Source organism: Candidatus Babeliales bacterium, from assembly GCA_040879965.1.
Taxonomy (GTDB): Bacteria; Babelota; Babeliae; order Babelales; family JACPOV01; genus JBBDJI01.
In genome coordinates this window covers 474,164-494,650 of record JBBDJI010000013.1, presented here as the reverse complement: position 1 = coordinate 494,650, position 20,487 = coordinate 474,164, and the positions used below count along the sequence as shown (strand labels likewise).

Here is a 20,487-nt window from a genome sequence, read left to right as displayed (position 1 = left end):
GGAATAATGATTAAGATTTCTATTAATGGATTTGGACGTATAGGAAAAAGTTTTTTGCGTACTATTATGGTTGATCCTATCGCGTTGCAAAAAATAAAAATTGTCGCTATCAATATTGGACCAGGTACTCTTAAGAATGTCGCGCTTTTATTTAAATATGATACCATCATGGGCCAATATTCAGGTACGGTGGAGCAAAAAGAAAATATACTTATAGTAGATGGGCATGAAATTGAAATTATACAAGAATTAGATCCATTACAAATCAATTGGAAAAAATATGATATCGATTGGATAGTTGAATGTACCGGTCAATTTACCAAAAGAGAAGAAGCACAAAAACATTTGAAATCTGGTGCAAAATCAGTGCTTATTTCAGCGCCAGCCCATGATGAAGATGTATCAATTATTCCTGGTGTTAATGATCATGCATATGACAGTCAAAAACATCGTATTATTTCGCTGGGCAGCTGCACAACAAATGCCTTTTTGCCTATGTTAAAAGTGTTGCACGCTGATTGTGGGCTTGAAAACGGTTATATGACCACGGCGCATGCTTATACTAATTCTCAAGTATTACTCGATGTGGATGAAAAAGATCCTCGCCGTTCCCGTGCAGCAGCATTAAATATTGTGCCAACAACGACTGGTGCTGCTAAAATGGTAGGAAAAATAATTCCCGAATTAAAGGGAAAAGTTGATGCCTGTGCCATTCGGGTGCCAGTAGGTATTGTTTCTTATCTAACTATTTCCTTTAATTTTAATAAAGAATTATCAGCAGAAAGTATTAATGATTGTTTTACCAATGCTGCAACAACGAATTTGAAAGGTATTCTTGATATTACTATGGAACCACTCGTTTCCAGTGATTTTATTGGTTCAAATTATTCTGTGATTATCGATGGACTTATGACGCAAGTGGTGGGTAATATTGCTTCAGTGAGTGGCTGGTATGATAATGAATGGGCTTATAGTATGCGAATGAAAGATTTTCTTTTAAGTATAGTTTAAAGTTATTATTTCGTGCTAGATTTTGCTTGGCAAAAAGAGTTTTTGCCTTTATCCTATTTAATGAAATAGAAATATTTCTATTTGCCGCAAGGGGCCCATAGCTCAGCGGTTAGAGCAATCGGCTCATAACCGAGAGGTCCCAGGTTCAAATCCTGGTGGGCCCACCATTAAAAGATAAAGCTGTATCATACACAAAAAGAAGGATTGTTTCATGAATGAAAATCCTCTCCAACGCTTAATCAGTTTAGTTACCTTTGATCAAGAACTTTTATCTATCCAGCGCAATATTGAAATCCTGCAAAAGGAACTCGAAAAAAGCCAAGACGAAATGCAATTGTGCCAGGTTGCTTTAGAGCGAGCAAAAATACATAGGCGTGATATTCGCAAAGAGGTTGATATCAAAGAACTAACAATGAAAGAGCTCGATGATTTAGAAAAAACTAAACGGTTACAACAAGATGCGGCAAGTAATCAGCGTGAATATGAGTCTCTAGCAAAAGAAATTCAGCAATTAAAGAAAAAGCAACATGATCTTGAAGAAGATTTAATTGGAGCCTGGAAAAAATTAGAACAAGCAGAACAAGATTTAAAAACAAAACAAGAATTTTGTGATGCAAAAATGACTTCATTAGATACTGTTATGGCAGAGAAAATGAAAAAAGTTGAACAATTGCAAACGGAATATAAGCAAAGACAAGAACAGCGAGATGAAAAATTAAAAGGAATTCCAGAAGAGCTTTTAGAAAAATATCATACTATGCATAAGCAAGTTTCTAATCCAATAATACCTGTCGCGCAAAATAGCTGTAGTGCTTGCTTTTATCCCGTAACTAAACAAGATCTTGCAGATTTAAAACGCGGAAAATTATTACAGTGCAAAGATTGTTTTAGATTTTTATATTATCCAGTAGAAACTTTAGCATAAAATTAGTACCTTTTATGAAACAACTTAATTTTTTGCAAAATTGCACTGAGCCAATACAACCTATAAAACAAGAAGCTTCAGAGTGGAAACTTTTTATCGATGGTGCTTCTCGTAATAATCCTGGTCAAGCTGGTGCCGGTATTTATTTATTAAAAGATGGCGAGCCAGTTTATCAGGAAGGTTTTTATTTGGGCATTAAAACAAATAATGAAGCGGAATATTTTGCCTTATTACTTGGTCTTTTTTTCTGCAAGCCATTGTTATTTGCTGATGATCTTTTGTTGATTATCTCTGACTCTGAATTATTAATAAAACAAATGAAAAATCAGTACAAAGTACGGAAGCCTGAATTAAAAAAAATGTATAATCTTGCGGTAATATTGCTTGAGAATATAAATTATTCATTGTGCCATGTAAAACGAGAATATAATAAGCAAGCGGATAAACTAGCTAATAAAGGGGTTGATAAAGGAAGTGTTGTTCCAAAAGAGTTTATGAGTTTAGCACGTTCTCATGAAATTGCATTATAAAATTATTTTAATTATTTTTGCAAGTTGGTTGCATGCTCATGATAATCAATTTAAGAAAAAAAATGAAAATCAATTACTTTGTATTGTTTTTCCAAGTATATTACGAAAAAATAATATTTCTTTTTTATATGCACAATGTAGCAAGAATGATCGATTGTTTCGATTAGTTCATGAATCATTAGGGCAACAAAAATTAAAAGAAGACATAAAAAAATTAACGGAGCGTATTCATTATAATCAAAAACCATTTTTTACTTTTACCGTAAAAGTATTGCTTGATGAAAAATTGCTTACTGATAAGGTGTTGTGGTCTTTTAAATCAAATGTTGGTTTTGTAATTTACCCACTTTGCCAACCAAATAGACATAAATATTACAAACAACAGTTCTTGAAAATTCATACTAATAAAGAAAAGCTTTTTTTTGATGGAAAGCAGGTTAATAGTGATATTATCATGATTAAATCACTTAATGGTTTTTTTGAATTCAATAATTGTTCATATCATGGCTCAGTATTGCTTGTGCGCAATAATGATCGATTTTTTTTAATTAATCAATTAGATATAGAAGATTATATTTTCTGTGTGCTCAGATGGGAAAGTTGGCCAGGATGGCCTATAGAAGTTAATAAAGCATTCGCTATTGCATGTCGCAGCTATTTAATTCACCAAGTAGCTGAAGCTGCTAAAAGTAATCGAGTATATCACATTAAAAACACTAATATTCATCAGACTTATAAAGGGATTCATAACAATAAAGAATTAAGAAAAGCAATTAATCAGACTAGGGGGTTGATCCTTACTTATAACCAAAAGCCTATTGTTGCAATGTTTGATTGTTGTTGTGGTGGTATTATTCCAGCACACTTAAGTTATATTGATTTTAATAAAGCACCTTATTTAGCGCGTACGTATCAATGCAATTTTTGCCAACCTTCTAAAATTTATTCATGGCAATTAAAATATTCATTACAGGATTTTGAATTACTTCTAAAAAATGCTGGTTATCCATTATCAGAAATAAAACATATAGCGGTCTCTGCAAATGATATGGCAGGAAGTGTACAAGAAGTAGTAATTCATGATAAAGCAACAAGCTTGAAACTTACAGGTAAACAAATGTACAGTCTATTAGAAAAAGTAAAAAGTTTTTGTTATTCAATTGAAAAAAAAGGAAAGGATATTTATTTTAATGGAAAAGGCTATGGCCATCATGTTGGTATTTGCCAATGGGGAGCACGTCGCATGATTGATTTAGGTTGGAATTATCGTTCTATTTTAGCATTTTATTATCCGGGTACAAAACTTATGGAATTAAAAAATACTATTTAATGCCAAATTATAAAGGCCATCTTATTGGTGGATTTTTTACCTTTATTATTGTTTCATTTGTATGCAAATCAGTTTTACCATTAACCATCAATACCGCAATCGAATGGTTATTTTTTTCTTTACTAGGTTCTTTATTTCCCGATATTGATATCAAAAGCAAAGGACAAAATTTTTTTTACCGATTAATTGGTATAATTTTCATTGTTTTATTTTTGCAACGACGGTTATATGAATTAGCTCTCGTTAGTTTTGTATCATTGTTTCCGTTATTAATTCGTCATCGAGGCATTACCCATTCGTTATGGTTTATATGCGGCATATTTATTTGTGTAACAAACTATGCTTATCTTTTTTTGCCTCAATATGCCAATATTATTTTTTTTGATATTTTTTTCTTTTGCTTAGGTGCATTTTCACATCTAGTATTAGATTTAGGTTGGCGACGTACTTTTAAATTGCATTGAGTAAATATTATTTACTTAGTGATTTTCGAAATACCGAATAATGCAATGGTGCTTGCAATAGTACCAGGAATTAAAGAAAGAATTGGCGAATGAGTTAATGGCCAAAGGCCTGCAACAATTGCACCAGTTAACATGCTAGCAAAAACGCCCCATTTATTAACTGATTTAGAATATAATGCGGCAGTAATTACTGGGCTAAATGAGCTTGCAAGACCAGACCAAGCATAACTTACCAATCCCATTACAGTAGCATTTTTTTGTGCCGCTAATATAAAACTTATCAAGGCAATTATAAGAATGCTAACGCGAGATACCCAAAGCAATTGTTTTTCAGATGCATTGTGATGAAATATTTTTTTATATATGTCTTCAGTGAGTGCTGAAGAGGAAACAAGAATTTGCGTATCAATAGTAGACATAGTTGCTGCTAAAATGGCACATAAAATAAAGCCGGTAAATAATGGATGAAATAATTGCTGCACGAGCTCAACAAAAATTAACTCATTATTATTGAGCGTTATAAAATAGCCAATACCGACAAAACCGACTCCGATTGCACAGAGTAATGATATAATTTGCCAAGACATACCAAGATATTTTGCGTGTTTTATGTAATTAGGATCATTGATGCCCATAAAATTAACGATAATATGTGGCATCCCTAAATAACCTACACCCCACATAATACCGTTGAGTATATAAATAAATGTTTCTTGAGAAAATGATGGTATTAATGAAAGAGATATATTTTTTGCGCCCGCATTAGCAAAAATTGGTGCTATACTTCCTAGATTATATAAACCATAAAGAGGAACAATTATAATCATCACCAATAAAAAAATTCCTTGGAAAAAATGGTTCCATGCAATAGCTATAAATCCACCAATCATAATATATAAAAGTGAAATAGCTAGACCGATTATCATGCCCGAATAATAATTAATATGGAATACTGCTTCAAATACATAGCCCATACCCGTAAGGCCAGCAGCGATATAAAAAGCAAAAAATATAATGGTAAGTAAGCTGCTACATATTCTGAGCAATCCTGAAGAATCACTGAATCGTTTTTCAAGAAATGAAGAAAGTGTAAGAACGTTATATTCTTCAGTTTTTATACGCAATGCATGCGCGATAAAGTGCCAACTAAAAAACATACCTCCAATAAGGCCGATGGCAATCCAGGAACCAGTTAAACCATTGGTATATATTGCGGCAGGAAATCCCATAAAAAGCCATGCACTCATATCACTGGCATGAGCAGCAATTGCCGTAATCCAATAATTTACTGAGCGATTTCCAATAATAAAATCACTACTTGTTTTAGTTTTTGCAAGATGAATAATACTAATGGCAAACAGAGTGCCAAAATATACAATAAAAGCTAATAATAAAGGATATGGCATATAATTAAAACTCATTAAGGTATTGAGATTTTATATAAATTACTCATAGTTATTATAAAGAAATTTAGTTAAAAATCATAGTTAACAAGGATATTATGAAAGAGATTCAATTAAGAAGCGTTATTAAATCAATATCATGGCGTTTATTGGGAACCGTAACTTTGTTGGTTTTAAGCTATTTTTTTACTCAATCATTTATCATGGCTACAAAAATTTCTATTATTGATATTGTGAGTAATATTGTTATGTATTTTTTACATGAAAGAGTATGGAATCAAGTTAATTGGGGCAGACATTCTTTTCTACGATTTATTTTTTGGGAAGATTTCAAGCGTAGTATAACAAAAGCAATTACTTGGCGAATATTAGCTTCAATTTATTTATTTTTTGTGATTTTTTTAATTACTAATCAAGCTGTCGTTTCCATGAATCTTGTGATCATAGATGCGATATTAAATATAATTCAATATTATATTCATGAGCGTATATGGAATTATATTACTTGGGGAAAGAAAGGTTAATTAAATTCTTTGTTGATTTAATTCATTAACTAGTTTCATAGCATTACCTTGATCAACAAAATCTAATGCTATCCAATTTGGTAATTTTTTTGTCTGATCATGTATACGGTCTACTAATTGCTTAAGCATTTCGTATGAATTTCTTTTTTTGCTTTTTTTTGCCAAGCTAATGGTACCAAAAAAATTGAGAAGATATAATGAGCGGTTACGGTTTGCATGAAGTTGTGATTCTCTGCGCTCTTTACATACTTGTTTTAAATTAGTAGTGCCATATTGTGATTCAATAATATGATGCCATACGGAAAAAAAAGGATCTTCATCAGTTATACTTCTTGATTTAGATTTATCTTCATTAAAAATAATAATACGTTTATTTTTCTTTTGCATCCATTCAAGAGTAGGCCATTCCGAATTAATTTCAGGATCCCAATCCTTTTTTGTTAAAAGTATTTTTTGCAAAATGGAATTTTTTTCAATCTCGCTTTTTAGTTGATCGTTATGTACATAATTTTCCAAAAAAATAGTAATAATTTCATGTGGATTTTGTTCAAGGAAACCTAATAAAGTATTAAATGCTTTTTGCAAAGGATCATATGAACCAGTTTTTAATAGTTTGAAAAAACCTCGGCAGCCACCATGACTTAATACAATAGTATTTTTATGAAAATGAATATCTAATAAAAATCCACGTACGCCAGTAGATAATTGTTGTTCAATATCAATTTTTTGCTGTGAATATCGCCAGCCATCATCTTTGCTTGCATAGGCATTATGTGATGCTAAAAAAGTTATCTCATTATATTTTTTTTTAATATGAGGTAATATCCACGATTCTTGTCCATTCAATAGTAGTGTTCCTTTAACGAGAAAAATAATAAGATATAATCTTTTTTTTCTAGTAAACACTACTCCCCCTAATGTTTATCTTCATTACATAATATTCAATGTAACATAATGAAGCTAAAAATTAAATAACTTACGTGCATTTGCGGTTGTTTGCGTAGCTATTGTTAGCAAAGATTCATTGCGAATCTCTGCTAAATATTCGGCAATGGTTAAAATATATTTCGGGTGATTTTCTTTCCCGCGAATAATTTGTGGTGGTAAAAAAGGTGCATCTGTTTCTAAAATAATATGTTCTAAATTAATAGTAGTGAATACTTGTCTTAATATATTATTTTTTGGATACGTTAAAGTACCACCAATACCAAGCAAAAAATTAAGATTAATTACTTCTTTTGCAAAAGCTAGGTCTTCAGAAAAACAATGAATAACTCCTTTTATGTTGTCTTTAGAAAATTCAGAAAGTGCATCTAAAGTTTCATCTTTTGCATCGCGTGTATGGATGATGATTGGTAAATCATTTTCTAGCGCAAGTTCTACTTGAGCTTTAAAGGCATCTCGTTGACGTTGTAAATTATAACCCGGATAGTGTTTATCAAATCCACATTCTCCAATAGCAATAATTTTATTTGATTCTTTTTTTTGCAGAAGTGGTTTGAGTTCTTTAAAATCCTTAAGCCATTGTGCTGTACAATCATTAGGATGGATACCAATTGAGGCATATAAATTTTTAAATGTTTTTGCTAATTCTATGCAATTTTTACTTTCAATTAAACTTGTACCAACATTAATTATATAATTTACTTGTGCTTGTTGCGCTTCTTCAATTATTATTTTTGCATGAGGAAGCTCCGAAGAGACAATGGGAACATCAAATTTTTTTTTAATCATCATATTAATATGACAATGAGTATCGATCATAATAAAATCCTTTATTTAAAGTTTTTTTACATGTAATAAAAATATAGAAGAAATAATTTTTTTGAAATAACTGTTTCCTTCGTACTTTTCAACAAAAATTTGACAAATCTTTAAATCAAATTAGTATGTACAGTTAAAATACCACAGGAAAAGAAAAAGTAGAGTTGTGGTGAAGTAGCAGTGTTTTAACCATATAAACCATTAGGAGTACCTTTATGAACAAGAGCCAATTAATTGACTCCCTCTCTGAGGAAACCACATTTAGCAAAAAAGACGTTGCACGTCTTTTAGATAGTTTAGCGCGCACAGTACAGCGAGCTTTAAAAGGTGGCGACAAAGTGCAATGGGCGAGTTTTGGTACTTGGTCAGTTTCAAAAAGACCTGCACGTAAGGGAATCAACCCAGCTACTAAACAGCGTATTGATCTTCCTGCAATTAATGTACCTAAATTCAAACCTGGAAAAGCACTACGTGAGATAGTAAGATCAATTTAATTAAAAATTGATATAAAGCTTTTACTTGTACAAGGGTCGTCTTTTGACGACCCTTTTTTACTTTTCAAATTCATTATTTTCAGTATTATTAAAAGTAATGTTTAATAAAAATACTGTTATGGTTTTATTATGATCGATCTAAATTTGCTACGTGAATCTCCCAAAAAAATTATTTCTTTAATAAAAAGTAAAGACCCTTCTTTTGATGCAGAAAAGTTATATAAAAAAGATGAAGAAGTGCGTGCTTTAAGAGTAGAAGTTGAATCTTTGCGATATCGAAAAAATGAATTGGCAAAGTTGGGTAAAAAGGGTGTTACGCCTGAGTTGCGTGAAGAATCAATTACTTTAAGTAAAAAGTTAAAAGAGTTAGAAGAATCGCTCCAAGAAACTGAAAAAATTTTTAACCAATTATATTTATCATGCCCGAATATCCCGCAAGAAGATATACCAGTTGGTGATAAAGAAGCGAATGTTGTTGTTAAACAAGAAGGCCAAAAACCACTGATTCCATTTACGATAAAAAATCATGTAGAACTTGGTGAAGCGCTTGGTTGGTTTGATTTTGCTGCTGCAGCAAAAATGACTGGGAGTAATTTTGCTCTTTATAAAGGTGATGCGGTTCGTTTAATGTATGCGCTTACCATGTTTATGTTGGAACATAATCGTGAACATGGCTATGAATTTGTATTGCCACCATATTTAGTAAATGAAAAATCTTTAGAGGTTACCGGAAATTTTCCAAAATTTCGTGATCAAGTATATCAGGTTCCTGAAGATAAATTATATCTTTCACCAACTTCAGAAGTAAATTTAGCCAATATATATCGCGATCATATTTTTTCTGCTGATGAGTTACCGGTACGATTAACTGCTTGGACCAGTTGTTTTAGAAGAGAAGCAGGAAGTTATGGTGCAACTGAAAGAGGATTAATTCGTATACATCAATTTGAAAAAGTTGAATTATTTACTTTTTGTCAGCCAGATATGGCTAAAAAAGAACTTGATCGTATGGTGGCGTGTGCGGAAGGATTGTTGCAAAAACTTGGGCTTGCTTACCGCGTGGTGCTTTTGGCAACACAAGATTCTTCATTTGCTTCGGCACGTACTTATGATTTAGAAGTATGGATGCCGGGTCAAGATACTTTTTATGAGGTTTCTTCTTGTAGTAATTGTACTGATTTTCAAGCAAGGCGTGGGCAAATACGTTACCGCAAAGATGCGGGAGAAAAACCACAATTAGTATATACATTGAATGCTTCTTCATTAGCTTTGCCGCGGCTTATGGTAGCAATTATGGAAAATTATCAACGGGAAGATGGTTCTATTGCAATTCCAGAAATACTAAAAAAATATGGTGTTTGGTAAAATATGCTTAATAAGGAACAACAAAAAAAAATTAAACGTATTCAATTACAAACAAAGCGCTTATTAACTGGCCATCTTGTTGGAGATTATCGTACGAATAAAAAAGGATTTGGGTTAGAATTTGAGCAGCTTGGTGAATACCAATTTGGCGATGATATTCGTTTTATTGATTGGAAGAGTTCGGCACGAACAAACAAAATGCTTATCAAAGAATATAAAGAAGAACGAAATAGAACCATAATAATTATTATGGATGGTTCTCAATCAACATGGTATGGATCAAATTACACCAAAAAAGAACGCATGCAGGAAATAGTATCATCTTTAACATTAGCTGCGGTACATGGCAAAGATCATGTTGGTCTAATAATGGTAACTGATGAAGTCGAAACTTATATGGCGCCAAAAAATAGTATTAAGTATGGGTACCAAATAATAGAAAAAATATTTAATTTTGAAAGCAAATCAAAAAAAACAAAATTGCAAAAAGCATTTGAGCATGTTATGAGAGTGCAAAAATCTGATGCGTTAGTTTTTGTTGTTTCTGATTTTATTGATGAAGATATAGAATCAAAATTGCCGATATTAGCAAAAAAACATGATGTAGTAGCAATACGTTGTTTAGATAATTACGAAAAAAATATACCTCAATATGGTTTTATTCATTGTAATGATTTAGAAACCGGTGAAGAGATTGTTCTAAATATGAAAAACATGAGCAGCCTTCAAGAAAGAATAACAAAGCAAAATAATATATTTAAAAAAAATAGGATAGATTGTTTAGATATAGACGTAAACAAAACGTCAATAATTGAAGATATCATCTATTTTTTCAACAAGCGTTTAAAACATTAAGTATATTTGTAAAAAAAATCTAAAAATTTTTTAATACAAAATTTATGTTAATTTTAAAAAAAAGATCCGATACTTATGAATAACATTACTGAAATACCTATTTATGATCTATACGGGCTTTGGTATAAGCCATTTTGGAAAGAACCTTGGTTTTTAGTTTTACTTTTAATGTTGTTTCTTATATTTTTTGCAGCGATAACTTTTTGGTTTGTCTGGAAGCGCAATAATATCATGCCAACAAAGGAATATTGGCAAGAAGCTCTGGAGCAATTTTCAGCACTTGATATTGATAGGTTTCTAAAAGATGAAGCTTATGCTGTCTTTTATTTTAAATTAACGCAAGTGATGAAAAAATACTTATCATTACGATATGGATTACCTTTAGAAAGTAAAACTGATGAAGAAGTTATTACTATAATTCGCACCGCTGAATTTCCTTTAGAGTTTTTTGCTGATTTGTCTAAAATTTTTGATTCTGCAGTTTTCATTAAGTTTGCCAAACAAAATACGATACATGAAAATATGAAAAATGATCTTTCTATTTGTATTAACATAATAAAGAAAACATATCATAAAATTTAACCATATCAGCACGAACGATCAATTTTCATCCTCTTTCAATTTGAAATTGTATAAATTTGAAAAACTGTTATAATAAAAGTGTAAATTACTAATGGGTTTTAGGGGTTTATATGACATTTCAAAAAAAAATCTTAATTCTGGGAATTATTGTTGGCGGGTTGTTTTGCAATCAATTGATTAATTGTATTTTTACGCCTAACCAAATATTTTCTAAAGATTGTCCTTTGAGATCGCATTTTTCTACACCACAATCATGTTTTAAATTAATGCTTGATACATTTAACGTATATCTGCGGGGAAAGCTACCTGAGCAATGGCAAAGTAAATTACATATTTCTGAAATTGAAAAAAATAAACAAATTGAATTATTGGGTTATGATCCTGCCATTGAAATTGTGAATGACCAAGAAGAATATTCCGGATATCCAACCTTATATTTTCATGGATGGCAAGATACAAAAAATAGTGCAAAAATGTTAAAAAAATATTGTCGTGTTATTCCTGGTGATATTATTTTATTTAATTTTCCTGATGTAAGATTTAATTTTCCGCTATTCCCGAAATTGAAAAAAACTTTTTTTGGGCAGGGTTCCGAAATACTTTCAGCTTTATATACGCTTAATTATGTAATTAATAAACAAGACTTGAGAGGAATACATTTATTTGGTGCATCAAGAGGTGCGGCGACAATAATCAATATGTTAGCATTATTAAATAATGATGAGCGATATAAAAAGTACGAAATAGAGCTTAAACGAATTGGTATTAATGAACAAGCGCGCAAAAAGATATTAGAGGTAATTCAAGAGGGCACAATAGCTCTTGAAATTCCATTACGGTCTATAAAGCAAACGCTTATTCCTGCTTGGTTAATGCAACAAATTACTGGATATAAAAGTGATGGATTTGAACCAATTGATTCTATTCCTTTACTAAAAGGGCTTAAGTTAAATATTTTAGTACATTTTCAGCATGCCGATTGGGTTGTATTAGAAAAGGGCGAAGATGAGTACTTCAAAAAATTAAATGAAACAAATAAAAATGGGCAAACTTATTTAGTCATGGGTAATGATGGAGGACATGTTCATACGCATACAGCATTAAGCAAGGCGATGACAATATTTAGGGAGCATTGCAAAAAAAGCAATGATGTGAAAATTATTAAAGAATCGGCTGACATTATTGAAAATGGAAAGTTAGTACAATTTGACGATTCAAGATTCGTTTCGGAAGCTCTTTCATTTTATCATAAAAGAGAGTCTAGAATAGATATAATTTACCGTGCTAAAACTATGCTGACAGGGCTTAGCGTTGCTTTTACGGGTTTTTGTTTAAAGCAATTTTTCTATAATAAATGATTTGGAAAATTAAGTTTATTTTTATCAAAAATTAAGAAGTAAAAATCATTGAAAAGGACGATATAGACAGCAATTCGGAAAAGTTTATATAATTTTAATCAAATATTTTTTTACGATAAAATCGATGTAATGAGCACTTGACACGCCTGATAAACTTAAAAAGAACTTGTTTTTTATTTTTTTAAAGAAAAATGAAAAAATTACCTAAATTTTAGGGGGATTCATTCGTATTTTGGTTTAAGGATAGCACGAAAATTCAGTCCTTTTTGCGCATTATTATAAGAAAAAAATTCAATTAATTATTCATTGATGGAGAACCAATGGCAAAACATGTTGGGGTAAAACTACCCGAAGACTTAATTAAAGTTTTAAAAAAAGGTACCTTAGGAGTATTGGCAACTTTTTCTGAAAAAGGCTTACCTCATACAACACCTATTCAATGTGTGTATCCAAAAGGATTAGAGAGTATTTTAATTTCAATTCACAAAGATCATACCGGTTATCATAATATGGTCTGGCAAAAAAAAGTTATGATGTGTTTTCTTGACGAAGGTAATGTAGCATATAGCGTATTAGGGCGAGCAGGTGTTGTGCGTGCGCCTTCTGTTGTTCATCCATTGATGAATATTGTTCGTATTGATATTATCGATATAAAAAGTGATCGTTCGACCTTGACGCGCGTTGAGAGTGGAGTACGCTGGAACTATACTTCTTGGGAGGCGGAAGAGCTCGTAAATAGTTTAATGGAAGAATTAAAAGAATTAGCTGAAACCCTATAAATTTTTATTACATGAGGCTGCTATTATGAATAAGATTGCTATGAAATTGGTAATCAATGCACGTATATTTTTTTTGTGTTTATTGGTCACTCCTTTGTTCATAATAGCAGGTACCGTGCCGCCAACCCCTCCTGTTATAAAACATCCAATGCCAGAATTGGCTCAAAAAAATAATAAAAAGAGAATTGTAAAAACTTATGGTAGAAAAACTACCAATCCTCAAAAGGAAGTAGTAAAAAGCCAAGTGGCTAATGGTAAAGAATTGATGAAAGATCTTGGAGGCTTATCTGAATCATTAAAAAAATTAAACGAATCTCTGCGTACTATTTCAGAAGTTCAAAAGATGGAGCCAGTAACAAAAGAAAAAGAAGTGATGGTTACTCCGCCAAAAAAAGAAGAGCCTGAGCCAGAGGTTGTCCAGCCAAAGCCAATGGTAAAACCAGAGACGGAAATTGTAAAAAAAGAAGAGGAAGTAGCGCAACCGCCTATCCTAGAGGTACCGGTTATTAAAGAGCCGATACTGGAAGAAAAGGAAGAAATTCAAGAACCAATTGAAAAAGAACCTGAAGAAGAATTTATAGGCTTAAGACCAGTGACTGGCACTATAGGATATGTTGGAGATTTTGAATATGATCAAGAAGAACCAGAGGTTTCTCCAACGGAAGCAATAGAAGAAGATGAAGAATTAGAAGTTACTGAAGAAACTATCGAAAAAGAAACAAAAGAAGAAAAAGCGGTTACTGCAGCAATAGAAGGTGCCGTGCCAACACTAGAAGGTGAAGCGGTTCCGGAAGAGGTAGAAGGAGATGAACAAGAGGGAATAAAAGAAAAAGAACTTGCTGTAGAAAAAATGATGAAAGAAATGGAAGAAAAGGTAGTAGTAGAAGAATTAGAAGAGCAAGAAGAAAAAGAAGCTGAAAAAGAAATCCAAGAGGAAATAACAGAAGAACCTACTGAAGAAAAAATTAAAGAAGAAGAAGCTGAAAAAGAAGTTGCTGAAGCAAAAAAAATAGAAGAAAAAAAAGTTGCTGCAGAACCAATGCCTCCAGTAGAACCTGCTGAACCCGAAGTGCCTGAAGAAAAAGTACTGCCACCGGTCTCAGAAATTGATACGATTGATATCGAAGAAGGTGGTAATTGGTTATTAAAAAGAAAAGCGCTAGAAGATACTATTGACCTTATTGAGCAAATCAATGCAGTATTTACTAAAATTTTAGAAGCAAGCACAAATTATAAAATTCAGAGAAATAAAATAGATAATGAATTTGATTTATTTGCTTCAAATATCGGGTTTAATCTTGGTGAACTTGATCAAGTACTTACTTCCTTAATGGAAGATTTGCAAAAAGAGCGTGAAGAGCAAGACGATCTAACTGTTGAAGAACGAGAAATAGTAGCGACTATCAATGAAAAAAAGAATATAGTGGAACAATTACAAAAAGATGTACAAGCACTTGAATCTTTGGATAATGAAATTGATAATGTAGTCAAAACAGTCGATGATCAAATCAAAGTTGCTAACAATTATCAAAATCAAGCATGGCGTAATTTCCAGACAATAAAAAAAATATTAAGCGATGAAAAAGCTGAAGAGTTATACTATAGAACTGAAAGTTTTTTTAAAAGTATGCAAGATATTCATCGCTATTTTACAAGCAATTTAGCTTCATATTTTACCGATCAATTACAAACAATGCGCAATCAAATGGATAAAGTTAAAAATGAAATCCAAGAATTACAAGAAAAAGGCATTGATTTAAAACAACGTTTTGCAAAATTAGAAGAAGAAGATGAAGAACGAGAAAGGCAACGAGAAAAAGAAGAACAGGAAGAAGCTATTCGTAAAGCATTAAAACAAGCAGAGCAGCAAAGAAAAGCAACTGGTATTGTCTCAACGATAAAATATATTGTTATGTTGCCATTTACAATCATAGGTGGTACATGGAATTTTATTACTGGTTTATTTACGCGGGCACCACAAAAAGTCGAAACCCCTGCGGTACCATTTGAATCAGCAATCGGGAAAGAGCTAGTTGCTGAACAAAGTTGATAAAAAAAATGAAGCAAATAGCTGGGTTCGTGTATAATTGCTGATGAATTATATTTCCAGAGCGTTTTATTAGGTACGGTATCAGATTGTTGACTTAAAACTTTTATAGCGCCATTGAATTAAGCGTTAGCATTTTTTTCTTTGGTCTCTTTTTCTTCTGCTGCTTTTTCAAGTAATTTAACAACTTCATGATGATCATAGCGTTTAGCCCAATACAAAGGAGTATTGCCAAAGTTATCTTGAATATCTATTGGAGCACCATATTCAAGCAATAACTGAACAACTGCAGGATTGCCTGAAGCCCTATGCAAAGGAGTCCAGCCACAGTTGCCTTTAATATTTATTGGAGCACCATTTTCAAGCAATAATTTAACAATTTTAGAATAACCCTTAAGGGAAGCCGCATGCAAAAGGGTATCGCCCTGGGAGTCTTTAATCTTTAGAATTTCATCTATAATTTCTTTAGTAGATTTTGAATCATCATTCATGAATGTTAATTGATCGGCTGAACAAGTAAATTCTTTGATAAGTATTTCTTTTATTGCTAGCTTTCTTTTTTTCCATACATAGTTTTCTTTTAAAGAAAGTTTTGGATTAACATTTGAGAAATGATCATTTAATTGTTGGGGCTTAGTAATTACCGTATTAATGATATTATTAAATCTTTTGCAAATTAATTTACTGTTGTTTAATTTTTCTATAGATTCATCTAAATTGGTACAGTTTTTTGGATTATCGAATTCTTTAGTTATTAAATTTAAAGCGATAATATTTAGTATATCACTGGGTAAATCCATAAGAGTGGGAGAATTAGATTGCTCCATAGCATTGACAGTGTTTCCTAAAAAAATAGTTAAAAATAAATAAAGTGCTTTTTTCATTTTTTGCCTTTTGTGATTTAATTTTAATGGTTAAAGTACTTATAAATTGCGTAACCGATTGCTGGCAATGCTAAGCTAAGGGCAATATATTTTGATTTAAAAGGATTAAATTGCCAAATTCTTGATTTTGCTTTTTCATTATCGATTGAGTCAAAATCTGTTTTAGCTGTCTGTTTTTTAAATGGTAACAAATAGCTGTCTTGTATAACTGCTGGTAGGCTATATTTCCAGAGCGTTTGCTTAGATCTGGTATCAGATTTTTGACTTAAAACTTTTATAACAGTATTATATTGAGCTTGAGCATTTTTTTCTTTGGTCTTTTTTTCTTCTGCTGCATTCTCAAGGCGCTTAACAACTTCAGGCTGATTATTGATTGAAGCCAAATGCAAAGGAGTATCGCCAAATTCATCTTTAATATCTATTGGAGCACCATATTCAAGCAATAGTTTAACAACTTCGTGATAACCATTGCGTGAAGCATAATGCAAAGGAGTATTGCCATCATTGTCTTTAATATCTATTGGAGCACCATATTCAAGCAATAGTTTAACAACTGCATAATAACCATAGCGTGAAGCCTTATGTAAAGGAGTTCTGCCAGTTTTGTTTGTAATATCTATTGGAGCACCATATTTAAGCAATAGCTCAACAATTTCAGGCTGATCATTGGCTGAAGCCAAATGCAAAGGAGTATCATCATAGTTGTTTAGAATATCTATTGGAGCACCATTTTTAAGCAGTAACTTAACAATTTCAAGATAACCATAGTGCGAAGTCAAATTCAAAACATTCCAGCCATATCTGTCTTTAATCTTTAGAATTCCATCTATAATTTCTTTAGTGGATTTTGAATAATCATCCATAAATGTTAATTGGTCAACTGAACAAGTAAATTCTTTGATAAGTATTTCTTTTATTGCTAGCTTTCTTTTTTTCCATACATAGTTTTCTTTTAAAGAGAGTGTTTGATTAATATTTGAGAAATGATTATTTAATTGTTGAGGCTCAGTAATCATCGTATTAATGATATCATTAATTTTTTTACAAATTAATTTACTGTTGTTTAATTTTTCTATAGATTTATCTAATGCTGTATAGTCTTGTGGATTATCGAATTCTTTCTTAGATATTAAATTTAAAGCGATAATGTTCAATATGTCGTTAGGTAAATCCATAAGAGTGAGAGCATTTGGTTGCTCCATGGCATTGACAATATTTCCTAAAAAAATAGTTAAAAATAAATAAAGTGCTTTTTTCATTTTTTGCCTGTTTATGATTAAATTTTATAATCTTATTCAATTATAAAATAATTTTATAAAAAGTCAATGAATAGGCCCGGCATGCTTATTTTCTGAGCAAACAACAGCTTTGTGTTTACAGTGGCTTAAAAGCTATTGAGTGCTTTATTGGGTACTGTATCAGATTTTTGACTTAAAACGTTTATAGCATCATTGTATTGATCTTTAGCATTTTCTTCTTTGATCTTTTTTTGTTCTGCTGCTTTTTCAAGTAATTTAACAACTTTAGCAAAGCTATTGGATAAAGCACAATGTAAAGGAGTCCGGCCACAGTAATCTTGAACATCTATGGGAGCACCGTTTTCAAGCAATAATTTAACAACTTCAGTGTTGCCATTATTTGAAGCCCCATGTAAAGGAGTCCAGCCACAGTAATCTTGAACATCTATGACAGCACCATTTTCAAGCAATAGTTTAACAACTGCAAGAGAACCATTGAATGAAGCCCAATGCAACGGTGTAGTAGCGCCATTGCTGTTTTTAATAGCTAGAATTGTATTTATAATTTCTTTAGTAGATTTTGAATCATCATCCATGAATGTTAATTGATCATTTGAATAATCAAAGTTTTTGATAAGCATTTTTTTTAATAAATAGTTTTCTTTTAAAGAAAATTTTTGATCGAACTTATGATTAATTACCATATTGATGATATCATTAAACTCTTTACAAACTAATTTTGCATTATTTAAATCTTTTATCGATTTATCTAAATCGGCACAGTTTTCTGGATTGCCGAGTTTTTTTTCATCTATTAAATTTGAAGCTATGATTGTTATTATTTCCGTAGGAAGGCTCATCAGTGGAGAATTAGATTGCTCCATAGCATTGACAGTGTTCCCTAAAAAAATAGTTAAGAATAAATAAAGTGCTTTTTTCATATTTTGCCTTTTTTAAAGTAATTTTTAATAGTTAAAGCGCTGATAAATCCAGTAACCGATTGCTGGCAATGCTAAACTAAGAACAGTGTATTTTGATTTAAAAGGATTAAATTGCCAAGTTCTTGATTTTGTTTTTTCATTATTGATTGAATCAAAACCTGTATGAGTTGTCTCTTTTTCAAACGGTTTAACTTCTTCTTGGCCAACTTTAACTAAATTTTCATCTAAATGTGCATGGTGATCATCACCATGAGGTATTAAATAATTATTTTGTATAACTGTAGGTAGGTTATGTTTCCAGAGCGTTTTCTTAGATCCGATATTATTTTTTTGACTTAAAACGTTTATAGCAGCATTGTATTGATCTTTAGCATTTTTTTCTTTGGTCTTTTTTTCTTCTGCTGCTTTCTCAAGCAATTGAAGAATTTCAACATGACCTTTTTTTAAAGCCAAATGTAAAGGAGTATGGCCATTATTGTCTTTAATATCTATGTCAGCACCATTTGCAAGCAATAGTTTAACAACTTCAGTATGACCATTGAATGAAGCCCAATGCAAGGGTGTATCGCGATAGTAGGTTGTAATATTAGCTGTTGCAAGCAATAGTCTGACAATCTCGAGATAATCTTGGTCTGAAGGAGTATCTTGAATATCTATGTCAGCACCATGATCAAGCAATAATTTAACAACTTCAAGATAACCATTGGCTGAAGCCCGAAGCAAAGGAGTAGAGCCATATCTGTCTTTAATCTTTAGAATTTCATCTATAATTTCTTTAGTAGATTTTGAATCATCATTCATGAATGTTAATTGATCGGCTGAATAAGCAAAGTTTTTGATAAGTATTTTTTTTAATAAATAGTTTTCTTTTAAAGAAAATTTTTGATGGGGCTTATGATTAATTACCATATTGATGATATCATTAAACTCTTTACAAACTAATTTTGCATTATTTAAATCTTCTATCGATTTATCTAAATCGGCACAGGTTTCTGGATTATTGAATTTTTTTTCATCTATTAAATGAGAAGCTATGATTGTTATTATTTCCGTAGGAAGGCTCATCAATGGTGAAACGGGTTGCTCCATGGCATTGACAATGTTTCCTAAAAAAATAGTTAAGAATAAATAAAGCGCTTTTTTCATTTTTTGCCTTTTATAGTTAAATTTCACATTCTTTATTCAATTATAAAATATTTAACAAAAAAGTCAATGGGCAATAGTCAATTTTTAGAAAATAATACTTTTTAAATTCTCTTTATAAAGACGGTGGATTATCTCATTTTGGTGCCCAAATCGGATTCAAACATCTTTATAAAGCTGAAGGTTCTCTAGAACAAGGAGTACCTGAACAGAAGCTGAAGAAGATTCAAAGCAAAGTGCAAACGACTTTTAATGGCATTTAGTTATAAAGTGTTTGTAAGCCCAATAACCTATTGATAATAATGGCAACCCAAAAGCATATTTCCATTTAAATGGATTATAATTATGCAAAATGCTCGATTTAGGTTTTTCATGTGTAGAAAAGTTTTCTTGTTTTTCTTCATTTGATATGTCTCTATCAGGATCTGTATCTATATTTGTATCAATTATTGATTTTTCTCGTGGTTGGTCAATGGATGGTGCTTGCATGTAATTACACTGCCAGAGTTCATTTCCGGTTTTGTTCGAGGTTAAAACTTTTATAGCATTGTATTGATCTTGAGTAACTTTTTTTCTTTTTTTTGCTTCCTCAAGTAATTTAACAGCTTTAAGCTTACCCTTGAATGAAGCCAAGCGCAAAGGCGTCCAGCCATTCTTATTTTTGATATCTATTTGAGCTCTCTTTTCAAGCAATAGTTTAACAACTTCAAGATGGCCTTTCCTTGAAGCCAAATGCAAAGGAGTATCGCCAAAGTTATCTTGAATATCTATTGGAGCTCCCTTTTCAAGCAATAGTTTAACAACTTCAAGAGAACCGTACTCTGAAGCACCATGTAAAGGAGTATCGCCA

General features: G+C 31.5%; 21 protein-coding genes and 1 tRNA gene. 14 read left to right on the top strand and 8 right to left on the bottom strand.

What is annotated here, in order from left to right; genetic code table 11:
- Positions 1 to 6: 6 nt before the first annotated feature.
- From WDZ41_06105 to WDZ41_06080, 6 genes are all read left to right on the top strand, one after another.
- Positions 7 to 1,011: a glyceraldehyde 3-phosphate dehydrogenase NAD-binding domain-containing protein gene (locus WDZ41_06105; GenBank protein ID MEX0940902.1), complete on the top strand. Its 1,005-nt coding sequence runs from the start codon at positions 7 to 9 to the stop codon at positions 1,009 to 1,011.
- A 91-nt stretch (positions 1,012 to 1,102) separates the two neighbouring features.
- Positions 1,103 to 1,178, top strand: a tRNA-Ile gene (locus tag WDZ41_06100).
- Positions 1,179 to 1,222: 44 nt separating this feature from the next.
- On the top strand, positions 1,223 to 1,936 hold the full coding sequence (locus WDZ41_06095; GenBank protein ID MEX0940901.1) for a hypothetical protein: 714 nt from the start codon (positions 1,223 to 1,225) through the stop codon (positions 1,934 to 1,936).
- Between the two features lie 14 nt (positions 1,937 to 1,950).
- Positions 1,951 to 2,466, top strand: a complete 516-nt coding sequence (locus WDZ41_06090; protein MEX0940900.1) for a ribonuclease HI family protein — start codon at positions 1,951 to 1,953, stop codon at positions 2,464 to 2,466.
- Positions 2,450 to 3,796, top strand: a complete 1,347-nt coding sequence (locus WDZ41_06085; GenBank protein ID MEX0940899.1) for a SpoIID/LytB domain-containing protein — start codon at positions 2,450 to 2,452, stop codon at positions 3,794 to 3,796. Before WDZ41_06090 ends, WDZ41_06085 begins: the two co-directional genes overlap by 17 nt.
- Entirely contained in the window at positions 3,796 to 4,260 is a 465-nt protein-coding gene (locus tag WDZ41_06080; GenBank protein MEX0940898.1) for a metal-dependent hydrolase, read from the top strand. The genes WDZ41_06085 and WDZ41_06080 overlap by 1 nt, the downstream gene beginning before the upstream one ends.
- Before the next feature lie 11 nt (positions 4,261 to 4,271).
- On the opposite strand, the gene WDZ41_06075 is transcribed toward WDZ41_06080, so the two are convergent.
- Positions 4,272 to 5,681: a sodium/proline symporter gene (locus tag WDZ41_06075; GenBank protein MEX0940897.1), complete on the bottom strand. Its 1,410-nt coding sequence runs from the start codon at positions 5,679 to 5,681 to the stop codon at positions 4,272 to 4,274.
- A gap of 80 nt (positions 5,682 to 5,761) precedes the next feature.
- On the opposite strand from WDZ41_06075, the gene WDZ41_06070 reads away from it, so the two are divergent.
- The gene (locus WDZ41_06070; GenBank protein ID MEX0940896.1) at positions 5,762 to 6,187 is read left to right on the top strand and encodes a DUF2061 domain-containing protein; all 426 of its coding nucleotides are present in this window, start codon (positions 5,762 to 5,764) and stop codon (positions 6,185 to 6,187) included.
- On the opposite strand, the gene WDZ41_06065 is transcribed toward WDZ41_06070, so the two are convergent.
- Together WDZ41_06065 and WDZ41_06060 are read right to left on the bottom strand one after the other, a co-directional pair.
- Positions 6,188 to 7,093, bottom strand: a complete 906-nt coding sequence (locus tag WDZ41_06065) for a hypothetical protein (GenBank protein ID MEX0940895.1) — start codon at positions 7,091 to 7,093, stop codon at positions 6,188 to 6,190. It lies immediately after the preceding gene.
- A 54-nt stretch (positions 7,094 to 7,147) separates the two neighbouring features.
- Complete coding sequence (locus tag WDZ41_06060) at positions 7,148 to 7,951, bottom strand: TatD family hydrolase (GenBank protein MEX0940894.1); 804 nt, start codon at positions 7,949 to 7,951, stop codon at positions 7,148 to 7,150.
- A gap of 215 nt (positions 7,952 to 8,166) precedes the next feature.
- Between WDZ41_06060 and WDZ41_06055 the strand changes: the two genes are divergently transcribed.
- From WDZ41_06055 to WDZ41_06025, 7 genes are all read left to right on the top strand, one after another.
- The gene (locus tag WDZ41_06055) at positions 8,167 to 8,445 is read left to right on the top strand and encodes an HU family DNA-binding protein (protein ID MEX0940893.1); all 279 of its coding nucleotides are present in this window, start codon (positions 8,167 to 8,169) and stop codon (positions 8,443 to 8,445) included.
- Between the two features lie 129 nt (positions 8,446 to 8,574).
- Complete coding sequence (gene serS / locus WDZ41_06050) at positions 8,575 to 9,810, top strand: serine--tRNA ligase (protein ID MEX0940892.1); 1,236 nt, start codon at positions 8,575 to 8,577, stop codon at positions 9,808 to 9,810.
- 3 nt (positions 9,811 to 9,813) lie between these two features.
- On the top strand, positions 9,814 to 10,665 hold the full coding sequence (locus tag WDZ41_06045) for a DUF58 domain-containing protein (protein ID MEX0940891.1): 852 nt from the start codon (positions 9,814 to 9,816) through the stop codon (positions 10,663 to 10,665).
- A 75-nt stretch (positions 10,666 to 10,740) separates the two neighbouring features.
- Complete coding sequence (locus WDZ41_06040; GenBank protein ID MEX0940890.1) at positions 10,741 to 11,247, top strand: hypothetical protein; 507 nt, start codon at positions 10,741 to 10,743, stop codon at positions 11,245 to 11,247.
- A 110-nt stretch (positions 11,248 to 11,357) separates the two neighbouring features.
- Positions 11,358 to 12,605 (top strand): hypothetical protein, encoded by a 1,248-nt coding sequence (locus WDZ41_06035; GenBank protein MEX0940889.1) that lies wholly within the window; start codon positions 11,358 to 11,360, stop codon positions 12,603 to 12,605.
- 320 nt (positions 12,606 to 12,925) lie between these two features.
- Positions 12,926 to 13,384: a pyridoxamine 5'-phosphate oxidase family protein gene (locus WDZ41_06030; GenBank protein ID MEX0940888.1), complete on the top strand. Its 459-nt coding sequence runs from the start codon at positions 12,926 to 12,928 to the stop codon at positions 13,382 to 13,384.
- A gap of 25 nt (positions 13,385 to 13,409) precedes the next feature.
- On the top strand, positions 13,410 to 15,434 hold the full coding sequence (locus WDZ41_06025; protein ID MEX0940887.1) for a hypothetical protein: 2,025 nt from the start codon (positions 13,410 to 13,412) through the stop codon (positions 15,432 to 15,434).
- 119 nt (positions 15,435 to 15,553) lie between these two features.
- Here the strand turns inward: WDZ41_06025 and WDZ41_06020 are convergent, their stop codons facing one another.
- From WDZ41_06020 to WDZ41_06000, 5 genes are all read right to left on the bottom strand, one after another.
- Positions 15,554 to 16,315: an ankyrin repeat domain-containing protein gene (locus WDZ41_06020; GenBank protein MEX0940886.1), complete on the bottom strand. Its 762-nt coding sequence runs from the start codon at positions 16,313 to 16,315 to the stop codon at positions 15,554 to 15,556.
- 23 nt (positions 16,316 to 16,338) lie between these two features.
- The gene (locus WDZ41_06015; GenBank protein ID MEX0940885.1) at positions 16,339 to 17,574 is read right to left on the bottom strand and encodes an ankyrin repeat domain-containing protein; all 1,236 of its coding nucleotides are present in this window, start codon (positions 17,572 to 17,574) and stop codon (positions 16,339 to 16,341) included.
- A 125-nt stretch (positions 17,575 to 17,699) separates the two neighbouring features.
- Positions 17,700 to 18,494 carry an ankyrin repeat domain-containing protein gene (locus tag WDZ41_06010; GenBank protein ID MEX0940884.1) on the bottom strand — a complete coding sequence of 265 codons (795 nt, stop codon included), beginning with the start codon at positions 18,492 to 18,494 and terminating at the stop codon, positions 17,700 to 17,702.
- Between the two features lie 24 nt (positions 18,495 to 18,518).
- A complete protein-coding gene (locus WDZ41_06005; protein MEX0940883.1) occupies positions 18,519 to 19,640 on the bottom strand; it encodes an ankyrin repeat domain-containing protein in 1,122 nt (373 codons plus the stop codon).
- Positions 19,641 to 19,886: 246 nt separating this feature from the next.
- On the bottom strand, positions 19,887 to 20,487 hold a 601-nt coding region (locus WDZ41_06000; protein ID MEX0940882.1), incomplete at its 5' end, for an ankyrin repeat domain-containing protein.

What these genes read in the sequence shown, in the direction of transcription:
- WDZ41_06085 (MEX0940899.1), top strand. Translation starts at nt 2,450, where the DNA reads ATGAAATTGCATTATAAAATTATTTTAATTATTTTTGCAAGTTGGTTG.
- WDZ41_06015 (MEX0940885.1), bottom strand. Translation starts at nt 17,574, where the DNA reads ATGAAAAAAGCACTTTATTTATTTTTAACTATTTTTTTAGGAAATATT.
- WDZ41_06010 (MEX0940884.1), bottom strand. Translation starts at nt 18,494, where the DNA reads ATGAAAAAAGCACTTTATTTATTCTTAACTATTTTTTTAGGGAACACT.
- WDZ41_06090 (MEX0940900.1), top strand. Translation starts at nt 1,951, where the DNA reads ATGAAACAACTTAATTTTTTGCAAAATTGCACTGAGCCAATACAACCT.
- WDZ41_06105 (MEX0940902.1), top strand. Translation starts at nt 7, where the DNA reads ATGATTAAGATTTCTATTAATGGATTTGGACGTATAGGAAAAAGTTTT.
- WDZ41_06070 (MEX0940896.1), top strand. Translation starts at nt 5,762, where the DNA reads ATGAAAGAGATTCAATTAAGAAGCGTTATTAAATCAATATCATGGCGT.
- WDZ41_06020 (MEX0940886.1), bottom strand. Translation starts at nt 16,315, where the DNA reads ATGAAAAAAGCACTTTATTTATTTTTAACTATTTTTTTAGGAAACACT.
- WDZ41_06060 (MEX0940894.1), bottom strand. Translation starts at nt 7,951, where the DNA reads ATGATCGATACTCATTGTCATATTAATATGATGATTAAAAAAAAATTT.
- WDZ41_06025 (MEX0940887.1), top strand. Translation starts at nt 13,410, where the DNA reads ATGAATAAGATTGCTATGAAATTGGTAATCAATGCACGTATATTTTTT.
- WDZ41_06045 (MEX0940891.1), top strand. Translation starts at nt 9,814, where the DNA reads ATGCTTAATAAGGAACAACAAAAAAAAATTAAACGTATTCAATTACAA.
- WDZ41_06055 (MEX0940893.1), top strand. Translation starts at nt 8,167, where the DNA reads ATGAACAAGAGCCAATTAATTGACTCCCTCTCTGAGGAAACCACATTT.
- WDZ41_06035 (MEX0940889.1), top strand. Translation starts at nt 11,358, where the DNA reads ATGACATTTCAAAAAAAAATCTTAATTCTGGGAATTATTGTTGGCGGG.
- WDZ41_06095 (MEX0940901.1), top strand. Translation starts at nt 1,223, where the DNA reads ATGAATGAAAATCCTCTCCAACGCTTAATCAGTTTAGTTACCTTTGAT.
- WDZ41_06040 (MEX0940890.1), top strand. Translation starts at nt 10,741, where the DNA reads ATGAATAACATTACTGAAATACCTATTTATGATCTATACGGGCTTTGG.
- WDZ41_06075 (MEX0940897.1), bottom strand. Translation starts at nt 5,681, where the DNA reads ATGAGTTTTAATTATATGCCATATCCTTTATTATTAGCTTTTATTGTA.
- WDZ41_06030 (MEX0940888.1), top strand. Translation starts at nt 12,926, where the DNA reads ATGGCAAAACATGTTGGGGTAAAACTACCCGAAGACTTAATTAAAGTT.
- WDZ41_06080 (MEX0940898.1), top strand. Translation starts at nt 3,796, where the DNA reads ATGCCAAATTATAAAGGCCATCTTATTGGTGGATTTTTTACCTTTATT.
- WDZ41_06005 (MEX0940883.1), bottom strand. Translation starts at nt 19,640, where the DNA reads ATGAAAAAAGCGCTTTATTTATTCTTAACTATTTTTTTAGGAAACATT.
- serS (MEX0940892.1), top strand. Translation starts at nt 8,575, where the DNA reads ATGATCGATCTAAATTTGCTACGTGAATCTCCCAAAAAAATTATTTCT.